We start from the raw sequence: 13,211 nt of genomic DNA on the forward strand, positions 1-13,211 counted from the left end.
GTTCATTTACTTTTTCCTTCTCACTGTTTTGTTCGTCGGCTTTGCTGTCAGGGGATCGTCCGGCCAGACGTGCCTGGGATAACGCGCGCGCATTTGTGTACGGATTTCGGGATAAGTGTTTGTCCAGAAGCTGTGTAAATCCTGTGTGACCGCGAGCGGGCGATGCGCAGGTGAAAGCAAATGCACGAGTACATTTATCTTACCATCGCAAATTTTTGGCGTGTCAGATTGTCCGAACAATTCTTGCAAACGCACAGCAAGCACCGGCTGCTCGCTGGAGTAATCCAATGCTATGCGCGATCCACTTGGTAAATTCAAATGCGTAGGTGCAAGCCGTTCGAGCTCCTGCCATTGCGTAAACGTGAACCGTGCATGGAGAATATCCATCAACGATAATTTCTGAAGTTGATCACGGCGCCATATCGCATCAAGGAATGGAGCGAGCCAATCTTCCAATGTTTTAAACAACATTGCATTGCTGATATCCGGTAAATCAATTTGATCGAGGTTCTTTCGCAGCCATTCACTGCGTTGTTGAAGCGAACGCGTTTCTTTACCCCACGGTAGACATTCTAATCCCAACTGTCGTACACCATCAACCATTGCAGCGCTTACTTTCTCTCCATGTGGTTTGATGTGTTGTTCAGAAATAATGATAGCACCGAGCCGCGAGACATTTCGTGCAATCACCATATCATCACTTACACTCCAGCGAATTTCTTCTTCCTCTATTATATCATCAGCGAAAATATTCTGTAAATCTTTCTTGGCGAGCGGTGCGGCAAGATAGACACGAACCTCTGTACCAATGCCGTCAACTTCGCCAATAGCAAGAAATTCTTCCCGCGCAAGAAGACTCCCGTTTGGTAAAACAGCCGTTGTACCGCTTGCCATTTGATATCGATTGTTTTTTATATCACGCCTGCAGGCGATTCGTTCAGGATAAGCGAGTGCAAGAAGAATTCCTATTACATCTTCCATCTTCTCTTTTGATTGCTGGATATTTGTGAGCAGCTTTAATCGTCTCGATTGTGAAAGAACTCGTGCAAGAGATTCTTCATTGGTTTTTTGTTTTTCATGCAGGATGTGCAAACGAGAAACAAGATCAATATCTGCATCCTTTTTCCCGGAAAAAATATCACGTTCTTCGAGGAGTGCTGCAATGTCACAGGCTAACGATCCCGACCCTAATTCTTTCCCTCGTAGAATCATGTGTGAAAAGCGCGGATGAAGAGGGAGTTCTGCCATTGAACGCCCGTGCTTCGTGAGTTTTCCCCCGCCATCTACGGCACCAAGATCTTTCAGTAATGATTGAGCTTGAAGCAGATGTGGCGGTGGAGGTGGATCAAGGAATCGTAAATTCTCGCCATTTGATGTACCCCACAATACAAAATCAAGTGCAAGAGGTGCGAGATCAGCAGTTTTGATCTCCGGTTGAGGATACTCTGGAAGCTGCGCATGTTCTGTCTCAGTCCACAAACGAAAGCACACACCGGGTTGTTGGCGACCTGCGCGTCCGCGCCGCTGATCTGCGACAGCTTTGGAAACGGGAACTGTTACGAGTCCGGACATTCCGCGCCGTACATCAAAGCGTGCTGTGCGCGCCAATCCGGAATCGATCACCATACACACGCCATCGATGGTTAAGCTCGTTTCTGCGACACTTGTGGAGAGAATGACTTTGCGTTTGCCAACCGGTGCCGGAGACAGCGCTGCAGATTGCTGTTGGTACGATGCATCGCCGAAGAGCGAATGCACAAGTACATCATTCGGTACATGTTTTTCCCATAAGGAATTTTCTACGCGGCGAATTTCTCGTCGTCCGGGAAGAAATGCAAGCACGTCGCCTTCATGTTCTGAAAGTGCTCGTATGATGGTATCAACCATTCGAGTTTCAATTTGTTTATCGGAAGGAAAGCGAGCGTAATTTGTAGTAACAGGATAAAGAAAGCCGGCGCTTTCGACAATCCGTGCATTGCCAATGAGTTTTGCCACCGCAATACCATCGAGTGTCGCGGACATGACAAGCACGCGTACATCATTCCGCAAATGTTCCTGCACATCAAGAGTCAGTGCAAGTCCAAGATCGGCATGAATGCTGCGTTCGTGGAATTCATCAAAGATAATGAGGGCAACATTCGGTAAATCAGGTTCATGTTGAAGAAGCCGTGTAAGAATTCCTTCCGTCACTACTTCAATGCGCGTGTTCTTGCTTATGATCGCTTCACCGCGAATGCGATACCCAACAGTCTGACCGACCGATTCGCCAACCTGGGCTGCCATATATTCTGCGGCACGGCGCGCGGCAAGGCGACGAGGTTCGAGCATAATCAGTTTCTTCCCAGCCATCCATTCTGAAGCAAGCAGAGAAATCGGAACGTGCGTGGTTTTTCCAGCGCCTGTCGGTGCGGAAAGAACGATGTTATGTGTATGCTGAAATGTTTCTAATAATCGCGGTAAGACGTCGTCGATAGGATATGTGCGGTTGAGTTCCTGCATTCGGTAGTATGCAATATACAAACAGATTGTTCATCTTACATCATTCCTTGCGGGTCCACATCGATAATCATTTTGATTCTTTTGTTGGCGGAAAGCGGCGATGCATTACATTGTACCTTTGCTTTGAGAAGCGTGGAGCGAAAGAAAAAACCGGATAGATCGCTGGTTTTCAAAATCGATGCATTTCTCGAAGAGGTAACCTACTTTCTCTTCCATAATGGGCTTTCTTCCCAGTTCGTCGGAAAACCCATTATTCGCAAAGAAACATCGGAATAACTCGAAAATAAATTTTTAAGCCTTTCCTTCCATCGGCTCGTCGGTGCATCAAACTGAAGAACATATTGAAGAATTGTTAAGATGCTAAATATTCTTTCTCTTGTTATTTCAACCGGTGAGTGCCATTCAGGATATTTTTGACCACGTGGTATCTTTGGTTGAGGTCCTAATACACGGTCTATCAGGCGGCCATGATGTGCGCAAATATTTCGTACACTATTAAGCGCGATCAGCCAGGAAAAAAATATTTCATCACTAACATTGTAGTAAGCTGATATTTTTTGTTTCATTTTATAATCGACACCGCGAAACATCGTTAATGTTTTTCCAAAACTCATCACTTCAATGGCCATCCATAAGGGCGGCATCGGATGTGTGTCACCATATTTTTGAATAAAATGAATGATGAACGGTTCTTTACTTTTGTCAATTTCTTCCTTTAATTCAGCAACCCATTTTTGATGAACGTCAACGGATAAGTCAGGAAGGTTTTTCTGATTAGTGTAAGCAAATGCCCCATAGGAGTGCGAGAGATGATAGGCTAATTTCGTGCGTACAGAAACTTCAACTCTCTCAATTGCATCCATCGTAAGAAGTCGTAATTGCCTGTCAAAAGTATAGTGTCTCCAAATAAGATCAAGAGTTGTTCCTTCTTTGTACCGTTGATCTGGCAATCGAAAAGGATAGAGATACGTACTGAGTCGGTAATAATTAACGACCGTAAGACGATTCATAAGAACTTCTTTATCAGCAATGAGTCCTCGGGAAAGGAGGAGATTAGCCTGTTGTTCGATAGTGATTGGTGGTTTATCGAATTTCATTGCTTACCGTACAAAAAAAACGCCCACCGAATTTCGCATGCTAGGCAGAGGCGCGGCAGGCTTGCTGATACCAATATAACTCGTGAGATTGGTATTGTCAATTGTTTTTCTATAAAATAATGACAGAATTAACAAATGTGATTTTTACAATTAACAAATCTGTAGATATATGCTTGTTTTTAAACTGTTTTAAACATAATTAAACACACAACAATTAACAATACATGCAAACAACTTTACAGATGAGATCAATAAACGAAGGTGAAAAGCGTTCGATCTCCAACCCTCTTCTCCATATTACAATGACTTCAGTCCACAAAAGGCAAAACAAACGCTTGTAATTTTGTACCTACATCATTCCTTGCGGGTCCACGTCGATAATCATTTTGATTTTTTTGTTGGCGGCAAGCGGCGATGCGTCGAATTGTGCTTTCGTTTTTAGAAGCGCGGAGCGAAGGTACGTACCGGAAGGATCGTTCTCTTTTAAATCTTTGATGACAACATGTTTGCGGAAAACGTTTTTAATTTTTGGAATAGCAGCATCCGCAGGACCAAGAATAATGAACCGCTTCTGTTGATTGTGCGAAGCGAGGTATTCGGTGAATTTCTTCGCATGGTGCTGAACTTCGTTCTCCCGCTCGCCGGAAAATTCTAGCAGGACAATCCGGGAGAACGGCGGATAATCTAGTTCGCGCCGGTATTCTAATTCCTCTTGATAAAATCCGTGGAAGTTGTGCGTAACGACATGTTTCAAACTGTAATGATCCGGCTGCAAGGTCTGAATAACTACCTCGCCGGCAAGGTTGCTTCGTCCGGCACGCCCGGATACCTGCGTCAATAATTGGAATGTAGATTCCGACGCGCGAAAATCAGGCAGCAGCATCTGAGTATCGGCAGAAATAACGCCGACCAGTGTTACACGCGGAAAGTCCAATCCCTTTGCTACCATTTGTGTGCCGAGGAGAATGTCCGCTTTACCGGTTCCGAACTGCTGCAATATTTTATCGTGCGCACCTTTGCGGCTCGTGGTGTCGCGGTCCATCCGAAGAATGACCGCCTTCGGGAAAAGCGCTTGCAATTCCTCTTGTACTTGCTGGGTACCGAAAGCGTGCATCCGTAGTTCAATACTCCCGCATTTTGGGCAAACAGTTGGAGGTTTCTTGACAAAGCCGCAGTAGTGACAGCGAAGATGTTTTTTCGTAGTGTGAAACGTGAGCGATACTTCGCAGTTGTCGCACTTTTCAACGAATCCGCAGTCGAAACATTCCATCACGTGCGAAAAGCCGCGACGGTTTTGAAGTAGAATGATTCCTTCTTTTTTTTCCAAACGATTGGAGATTTGAGATTGCAATAACCGTGAGACAGAGGAGTATGGAAGTCGTTTAGGAAATTCTCTTCCGCTTTTTTTGATTTCTGCTTTGAGATCGTCATAGACGGCGCGTCGTTCTTTCGCCATATCAACAATATCGATAGTGGGAAGCTGGGCGTTATCAACGCGGTATGGAAGTTCAAGCAACGAATATTTTTCATGAAGCGCATTCGCGAAACTCTCTGCTGATGGTGTTGCGGAACCAAGCACGACGACCGCATTGATATGCGAAGCGCGGACCACTGCAACATCGCGGGCATTGTAGCGTGGTGTGGTATCGAATTGTTTGTACGAGCCGTCGTGTTCTTCATCCACGACAATAAGTCCAATGTTCTCTAACGGTGCAAAAATTGCCGATCGGGGCCCAATGACTATTTTTACTTTGTTTTGATGTGCCATCCGCCATGCATCATATCGTTCACCCATCGACATTTGACTATGCATAACCGCAACATCGTTTCCAAAGTGTGCTTTGAATCGCCGCACTGTCTGGGGTGTGAGAGAAATCTCCGGTACCAGCACGATGGCCGTCTTACCGAGCGCCATCACACGGCGAATGGCATCGATATACACTTGCGTTTTACCGCTGCCGGTGATGCCGTGTAAAAGGAATGCGCGAAACTTGCCTGCCGTTGTCGCGTTCATGATCTCGTTGAGTGCATGCTGCTGGTTCACATTGAGTATAATATCCGGCGGTGGACTGTCCGGTTCATACTCTGAGCGGCGGAATACTTCGCGCTCAGAAATCTGCAAGATGTTGTTCTTTACTAATGTCTTAAGAGAAGAAAGCGATGCATTGCTTTTTTTTAAGAAGAAATTGAGACCGATTGCGTTGATTTCAGGTAGTAGTTCTTTCTGAAGCGCTTCAAGGAGAAGGAGCTGCTTCGAAGAAAAAATTGCTTTGCGTATTTCATCCGAAAGCACCTTCATGCCGTCAGCTGTAAAACTGACAATCCGTTCACTCTTCGGTTTTGCTTTCTGCTTTTCTATTACTTCTTCCACAGAAATCCACCCGCGCTGCTGCATTTCGTTGACGACAGCGTGAAGACTTTTTGCACGTGCTTTTGTCTGAAGCTGGGACAAGGAAAGTGTTTCGCCGCTTTTTAACGCTTGTAAAATTGCGTTTTGCCGCGGCGCAGATTTTTTTGTTGCTTGTAAAAGTGTTTCGACATTTTGCGATAGAAGATGAACCATCGTTTTGCTTTCCCGCGAAAATCCCTGCGGTGTTGCGGCTCTGAGCACTTCGCCCCATGGTGCCAAATAATATTCCGCAATCCATTTTGTCAGCGCGAGAAGTTCCGGTGAAAAAGTCGGTTTCACATCAAGAACATCATTGATTGGCTTCAGGCCGGGAACGGTTGTCGACGCAGGCAATCCAACGATGATACCCGTAAGATGTTTATTGCCGAACGGAACCATCACGCGTTTACCGATGGCAACAGAAGATTGAAGCTCCGGGGAAACAAGATAGGTAAATGTACGGTCGAGCGGGATATGCAGGGCAATATCGACTAAGAATGATTGCAATGAAGGACCTGCAAAGAGCAGTGAAGATTAACTGCCAAGTTCCTTTTCCAATTTTCGATACACTTCGCCCAGCGGCATATTCTTTTCTGCGGCGATGCGTTTGCATTCTTCAAATTCTACCCGCAGCTGTTCCTTGCCGTCTACGATAATAACCTTAGCGGAAACAATACCGAAATGCGTCTGCACCTGCTTTGTACCGCGTGGAAGTTTTTTACGCTCGATCGGTTGAATGCGCACGCCGAGTGTCGTTGTCTCGCGAAAAAAGATCTCAAGAATCCGATCAATTTTTGCGCGTTCAACAAGCGCTGAAAGGATAATACCAGGGCGGCCTTTCTTCATCAAGATCGGTATTAAATACGCATCGTTTGCACCGGCAGACATAAGCTTTTCGATAACGTATGGATAAATTTCAGGATTCATGTTGTCAATATTCGTTTCGATGCTAACAATTTCATCGGCGATATAATTCGGTTCTAGATGACCGATGAACACGCGAAGTAAATTCGGAAGTTGTTCAATTTCACGTCCGCCCGCGCCGTACCCGATTGCAGATACCTGAATTTGTTCTATCGTTAATATGCCTACTGAAAGCGCTTTGATGATGGCTGCCCCCGTAGGCGTCGTCAATTCAAAAGGAATATCGGTCAGCAGAATAGGATAGTCTTTTAAGATTTCCATCGTTGCCGGTGTCGGCACTGGAAGAGCGCCGTGCTGGGATTTTACCATGCCGCCATTGCCAACTTTTACCGGCGATGAATAGACAGCTTGAATACCCAATTTTTCTAAGCAAATCGAAACACCAACGATATCAACCAAAGAGTCAATAGCACCGACTTCATGAAAGTGTACTTTCTCCATAGGGGTATTGTGAACTTTTGATTCGGCAATTGCCACTTCTCTGAAAATCTTCTTTGATCGCTCTTTGACATTTTTAGTGAGAGAACTGTTATCGATTAGTTCTTCGATGTCTTTCAGATGCCGATGGTAATGCGGCTGCTCTGATATAACGACATCCACTTTTGTAGCGACCATCCCGTTGCGTTCAATATGCCGCGCTTGCAGTTCAAATCCGCCGATGCCAAGTGCTTGGAGTTCTGTGTTCAATTCGTCGAACGAAACACCAGCACTGATGAGGGCACCTAACGTCATGTCTCCGCTGATGCCGGCAATAGTATCGAAATAAGCAATTTTCATTGAGTGAGTCAGTTAATTGGTGATGACAAAATTGAGTGATTGTAATATTTTAAATTGATATGTTATATTTTTATCTCGATGTTTTATTGTTCTCATATATTCTGCGCCGGAAGTACATCCGCGTCTGGCGGAAACGACGCATAGGCTTACAGGCTTTTTTCCAAGCATTGGATGAATCGTTCTGTGGCGCCGATATTTTCTTCCACCAACATCAGCGCTTGTTTTCCAGCGGCAGTATTTGCCTTTTTATCGTCAAGCAATATACGAAGCGTGCGATAACATTCCTGCTGATCGTTCACAATAAAACCGCCTCCGCGCCGAGCGAGTTCCATTGCTTCTTGCGAATTTGTATGCTTTGGTCCAAAGACGACAGGAATGCCGTACACTGCCGGCTCCAGTACGTTGTGGATGCCTTGCCGGAAACTTCCACCGACATACGCTACATTTGCGTATTGATACAGCGCCATCAAAATGCCAATACTATCGACAATGATGATGCGTTCATTGGCATAGTCATTGAGATTGGAAAAGCGGATCGAGCGTGGTTTTGAACCAAGTTTATTTTCAACATCTTCCAGTGCATCTTCTGTAGGTTCGTGCGGCACGAGAATCACCAGCACGTTTGAATCATACTGAAGAACTTTTTTGATTGAGGGAATAAGAACCTCCTCATCCTCCGGCCACGTGCTGCCGGCAAGGAAAAGGTTTTTCCCTTTGAGAATGGCAGGCGGAATGAGATGCCTCTTCTTTGCATCGGCACTGCGCTGCCAAACCTGATCGTACCGAGTCTCACCGATAGCTTCGACCGATGGATGAGTCAATCTGAAGAGAGCGAAGGCGTCAGCATCTTGAGCGGAGACAGTAAGAATGGACGTGAAATTATTGTATAACAAACGATGGAAATTTTTCAGTAGTGGATAGAATCGTGCTGATGTTGTGCGCATGGTGGCATTTGCAATGAATGCTGGAATTCCTCGCGCGTTCAATTCCCATAAATGATTTGGCCAAACATCATACCGTACAAACACAGCTGCTGTTGGTTGCAGGAGATCGAGGAAACGGTGTGCGTTTGCTTTTGTATCAAAAGGGATGTACGTGATGATATCGGCAAGTTTGTAATTTTTTGAATGGTCATAGCCGGATGGTGAAAAGAATGTGACAATGATGTTGATGTCGCGGTATTTCTTCCGCAGTGCTGCGATGATAGGTTTTGCCTGTTCGAATTCTCCCATCGATGATGAATGGAACCATACTCTCTGTTTCGATGTGAGTTTTAACAGGTCGCGTTCAATTTTTTCAAACAACCCCTTTCGTCCCTTCACGCCCCGCCGGATTTTCGTGTTAAATACTGCAGCAATTTGAATGAGAGTCCAAAAGAACGGTATGAAGGCTATGTTATAGAGACTGAACCAGATTTTTTTCATTATGCTGCAAATAAGTGGTTGAAACTAAATTTCGGAACTATGGTAGAGAAAGTTTGATGGAAATGCAAGAAAGGAACTACAGCAGGATAACTTTGAATTTTACTTGAAGAAGAAAAGAAAAAAATGGGGCGCTGCCATAGCTACGCCCCAAACCGATTTCACTAGAAAATATAACCGCTTTCACCGTGTTGACTGAGATCTAAACCTTCAACTTCTTCCTCGATTTGGACGCGCAATCCCATTGTCCGATCAAGTATTTTAAGTATGATCCATGTAATACTGAATGCATATATGATTGCTACTGCTACGCTCAAGAGTTGGACAAGCAAGAGAGACGGATTACCGAAGAATGCTCCATCGGCTCCGGCGGCATTGATTGCCTTCGATGCAAAGAGACCCGTTGCAAGTGCCCCAAATGTTCCGCCGACACCATGAACACCGACCGCATCGAGTGAATCATCATATCCGAAGAAATTTTTGATATTCACGCCGAAGTAACAAATAGCACCTGCACCAATACCGATTGTAAGTGCGGCAAGCGGACCAACAAAACCGGATGCCGGCGTAATTGCAACCAGACCCGCAACCGCACCTGAAGCCGCGCCGAGAAGTGTGGGTTTGCCCCGATGTTTCCATTCCACAATGAGCCACGAAAGTGTCGCTGATGCAGCTGCAATATGAGTCATTAAGAATGCAGACGTTGCGAGCGCACCAGAGGCAAGAGCGCTTCCTCCATTGAATCCAAACCAACCGAACCATAACAGCGTTGCACCAAGTAATGTCATGGTCAAATTGTGAGGAGGCATATGTTCATGACCATGACCTTTACGCTTTCCGATGATGATTGCCGCAGCAAGAGCAGACACACCAGAACTGATATGTACTACAAGTCCACCTGCAAAATCTAATGCTCCCAACGACCGTAGCCATCCGCCAACTCCCCACACCCAGTGAGCAAGTGGCGCATACACAAGAGTTGACCAAAGAATAACAAAGACCAAATAGGTACTGAATTTAAAACGTTCGGCAAACGCACCTGAGATCAAAGCGGGCGTGATGATCGCGAACATCATTTGAAACATCATAAATGCTTGATGGGGAATGGTTGCTGCATACTCTGGATTGGGCTCCAGCCCTACTCCTTGTAGACCAAACCACTGCAAATTGCCGATTATTCCATGAATATCTGGGCCAAATGAAAGTGAATAACCAATCAACACCCATTGCACAGTGACAACACCAAGCGCAACAAAGCTCTGCATAATTGTACCAAGGACGTTTTTCTGGCGCACCATACCGCCATAGAATAATGCTAATCCCGGTGTCATGAGCATTACAAGTGCAGTGGAAACTAACATCCAAGTCGTATCGCCTGTATCTATTTTCATAGCACTTCATCCCCCGTTTCTTCAGTTCGTACTCGTATAGCATCTTCTGCGGGCAAGATAAATATTTTCCCGTCCCCAATTTTACCAGATTTTGCACTCTTAATAATAATGGAAACGACATCTTCCACGCGTTCATCTGATGTTACAATTTCTAATTTAACCTTTGGTAAAAAATCTACCTGGTACTCCGCTCCGCGATAGACTTCCGTGTGTCCTTTTTGTCTGCCAACGCCTTTGACTTCCGTCATGGTCATTCCATGGAATCCCGCTTCGAGGAGCGCTGCTCGAATGTCGTCCACAGCATGGGGACGAAGTATTGCTTCTATTTTTTTCATTGAACTCCCGTTATTGTATTCAATATATGCGAAGTAATGGTAACGCTGAAATACACCTTACTTATTATAGTAATATATATAAATATAATTATTAATCAAGGCAATTATTGAGATTAACCGATATTAATATTTTCGGTCGACAACCTGTAAGCGCTGAATAGGTAGGGAATAGTTTGAAATGAAAATACGAGAGGATAGAATATGTTAAACGTCAGTTCTCCTTGTGAGGTGGCAATTTCTTTTGCGAAGATAATTGAATTGCTGTGTGAACAACATAATAGAAACCGACTCCAATTCCAGCCACGCACGTTATGAGACCAAGTACATTTACTCCTGCGGCGATGGCTTCAGCGTATTCCATCAATCCTGTATAATTGAACAGCCAGCGCCAGTCATGAATAGCGCCGCGTGAAATCAATTGCAGGCGCTGATAAGGTGCATCGCCAATATAAATAGAAACGTTTACTATACTTTGTCCTGTCCAGTAGAACGTCAATGGAAGTGAACGCCAGGATGATCGTGCAAATACAACAACCGCAGCGAAGGGAATAAGTATTTGAAACAAGGATCCTCCAAGAAATCCCATGAATGTGCCGAATACTTTAAACACAAGATGGCCGGTTTCATGTATGAAGAGATCAATTGTATCGATGACCCAAATAATAAACGAACAATGAATGCGTGTTTCCTTCTGCTGGTAATCTGTTGCAAGAGAAAAAGTGAGATAACAAAGGAGCAGAACGAAAACCAAGTACAAAACAATCTTGACTTTTTCCATAATCATCCTGATAAGGTGAGATCAGTGTATTCAAATTATCTTTACCCTAAATATACAGCTTCATTTTATAGAACAAAAAAGTGATGAGATGAGGTCATCTAGTTGGCGTCCATTTACTTTCTTTTCAATAAAACAAGTCTGGGAAATACATACAATGCAAAGATTCTGTTACATGTTAATAATTGCATAGTTATTCGTTGTTCAAATTTTTACTTGCTGCCGTATGAAAGGCACAATCACACCTGTCTGTTTTTGAGAGAGCTTCAAGGCCCCTTGGTGTTGTTCGTATCCAGCTGCCCTGAGACTAGCGAAATGACAACCAATTGGATACTGGTGCTTGATAATACCTCGCAAGAAGTCATGAAATTCGGTGTTTAAATCGTGATTCCCAATAGAATATCTACACACGTCAACATACAGAAAAAGTATCTAAATCAAATAATCGAATTACAGAAAGTTCCTCTATAATTGTTTCATAGGATAATTTGCAAGCAATCGTAAAGCTTGCGTTGCGTTATTTTGGTGAATATTGTATCTTGGTATAGTAGAATATATCATCGAACATCTTATTCGAAGGAGACTAAAGAATCATGGAATTCGTCATTGGTTTTGTTGTTATTCTCATTAGTGCGGCTGCTTTTGAATATCGCATTCGCAAACCAGATTTTATTGTTCTCTATGAAACGAAAGACGGTTTGGCGATTCGGAAAAGGCGGTTCTATCCGAGGCACTTCAGTCTGTTGCTGCAGCGGACAACGCATTCATTTCAGTTAACTGTTGACGCGACTGCCAAAGGCGGTATCGATATTAAGGTAAAATTAGCGGCGACGGTTGCTGCAGCTTCCGGACATTTGACAGAACTCATTCGCGTCGGCGGATGGAGCACCGAAGCGGTTGCACATGCTGCAAAAGAATTGGAAACGGTTCTGCAGGGATATGTGAAGGGTTTTACAGAGCAATTCGAAATAGAAGAACTCTCTTCGCAAAAAATTCATGAGTACCTGCATAAAGAAGTTCAGGCAAGCAAAGCAGCCCTGGGCATAGAAGTCATTTCGCTGACAATTCTTTCGTTCGAGCCGGTGAATCCGCAAATATCGGAGGCGTTGAAACAACAAGAGCAGGCAAGAATTCTTGAACAAACGGAAATCTTAAATCAGAAAGCGCGTATCGCCAGTACAAAAGCAAAATTGAAAGCAGATGAAGAGATTTCTCAATTAGAAAATCAACTTGAGATGAAGAAGTACGACCTCAAGAAAAGCCAATGGGAGCGTGAAGCACAGTTGAATGATTTACGCATCAACGACGAGTTAAAAAGAAACCGCAAACGTTTGGAGTTTGATAAAGAAGAATTGGAAATGTTGAAGAGCAGTCCAGAGCTCTTGATGCTTACACCACAGGCAGCACGTTTGGCGGAAGCAAGCCAAGGATTGAAAAATGCACGAACGGTTGTTTCACTTTCACCGCAGGACATGGCACATGGCTCTGAGTTGTTCGGTATGTTCCAAAATATTTTACAAAATGCGCTTGATTCGTACCGCAGCATCAAGGAGAAGAGACAGGCGAAATAATCTCGTTCGAAACGAATAAACGAGATTATATT

General features: G+C 44.3%; 9 protein-coding genes. 1 reads left to right on the forward strand and 8 read right to left on the reverse strand.

What is annotated here, in order from left to right; translation table 11 throughout:
• Positions 1–6: 6 nt before the first annotated feature.
• From hrpB to NTX44_11585, 8 genes are all read right to left on the reverse strand, one after another.
• Positions 7–2,499, reverse strand: a complete 2,493-nt coding sequence (gene hrpB, locus NTX44_11550) for an ATP-dependent helicase HrpB (GenBank protein MCX6122234.1) — start codon at positions 2,497–2,499, stop codon at positions 7–9.
• Positions 2,500–2,699: 200 nt separating this feature from the next.
• Positions 2,700–3,596: an Abi family protein gene (locus tag NTX44_11555; GenBank protein ID MCX6122235.1), complete on the reverse strand. Its 897-nt coding sequence runs from the start codon at positions 3,594–3,596 to the stop codon at positions 2,700–2,702.
• A gap of 349 nt (positions 3,597–3,945) precedes the next feature.
• Positions 3,946–6,492: a primosomal protein N' gene (gene priA, locus NTX44_11560; GenBank protein ID MCX6122236.1), complete on the reverse strand. Its 2,547-nt coding sequence runs from the start codon at positions 6,490–6,492 to the stop codon at positions 3,946–3,948.
• Positions 6,493–6,519: 27 nt separating this feature from the next.
• Positions 6,520–7,686, reverse strand: a complete 1,167-nt coding sequence (gene larC / locus NTX44_11565) for a nickel pincer cofactor biosynthesis protein LarC (GenBank protein MCX6122237.1) — start codon at positions 7,684–7,686, stop codon at positions 6,520–6,522.
• A 146-nt stretch (positions 7,687–7,832) separates the two neighbouring features.
• Positions 7,833–9,110 carry a 3-deoxy-D-manno-octulosonic acid transferase gene (locus NTX44_11570; GenBank protein ID MCX6122238.1) on the reverse strand — a complete coding sequence of 426 codons (1,278 nt, stop codon included), beginning with the start codon at positions 9,108–9,110 and terminating at the stop codon, positions 7,833–7,835.
• Positions 9,111–9,271: 161 nt separating this feature from the next.
• The gene (locus NTX44_11575) at positions 9,272–10,498 is read right to left on the reverse strand and encodes an ammonium transporter (GenBank protein MCX6122239.1); all 1,227 of its coding nucleotides are present in this window, start codon (positions 10,496–10,498) and stop codon (positions 9,272–9,274) included.
• On the reverse strand, positions 10,495–10,833 hold the full coding sequence (locus NTX44_11580; protein MCX6122240.1) for a P-II family nitrogen regulator: 339 nt from the start codon (positions 10,831–10,833) through the stop codon (positions 10,495–10,497). The genes NTX44_11575 and NTX44_11580 overlap by 4 nt, the downstream gene beginning before the upstream one ends.
• Positions 10,834–11,044: 211 nt before the next feature.
• Positions 11,045–11,611 carry a hypothetical protein gene (locus NTX44_11585; protein ID MCX6122241.1) on the reverse strand — a complete coding sequence of 189 codons (567 nt, stop codon included), beginning with the start codon at positions 11,609–11,611 and terminating at the stop codon, positions 11,045–11,047.
• A 590-nt stretch (positions 11,612–12,201) separates the two neighbouring features.
• On the opposite strand from NTX44_11585, the gene NTX44_11590 reads away from it, so the two are divergent.
• Positions 12,202–13,179, forward strand: a complete 978-nt coding sequence (locus NTX44_11590; GenBank protein MCX6122242.1) for an SPFH domain-containing protein — start codon at positions 12,202–12,204, stop codon at positions 13,177–13,179.
• Positions 13,180–13,211 lie beyond the last annotated feature (32 nt).

Source organism: Ignavibacteriales bacterium (assembly GCA_026390575.1).
In the GTDB taxonomy this organism is placed as follows: domain Bacteria; phylum Bacteroidota; class Ignavibacteria; order UBA10030; family UBA10030; genus Fen-1298.

Bases quoted from the DNA above. Each gene is read 5' to 3' on its own strand.
- hrpB (MCX6122234.1), bottom strand. From the start codon at position 2,499: ATGCAGGAACTCAACCGCACATATCCTATCGACGACGTCTTACCGCGA.
- NTX44_11555 (MCX6122235.1), bottom strand. From the start codon at position 3,596: ATGAAATTCGATAAACCACCAATCACTATCGAACAACAGGCTAATCTC.
- larC (MCX6122237.1), bottom strand. From the start codon at position 7,686: ATGAAAATTGCTTATTTCGATACTATTGCCGGCATCAGCGGAGACATG.
- NTX44_11570 (MCX6122238.1), bottom strand. From the start codon at position 9,110: ATGAAAAAAATCTGGTTCAGTCTCTATAACATAGCCTTCATACCGTTC.
- NTX44_11575 (MCX6122239.1), bottom strand. From the start codon at position 10,498: ATGAAAATAGATACAGGCGATACGACTTGGATGTTAGTTTCCACTGCA.
- NTX44_11580 (MCX6122240.1), bottom strand. From the start codon at position 10,833: ATGAAAAAAATAGAAGCAATACTTCGTCCCCATGCTGTGGACGACATT.
- NTX44_11585 (MCX6122241.1), bottom strand. From the start codon at position 11,611: ATGGAAAAAGTCAAGATTGTTTTGTACTTGGTTTTCGTTCTGCTCCTT.
- NTX44_11590 (MCX6122242.1), top strand. From the start codon at position 12,202: ATGGAATTCGTCATTGGTTTTGTTGTTATTCTCATTAGTGCGGCTGCT.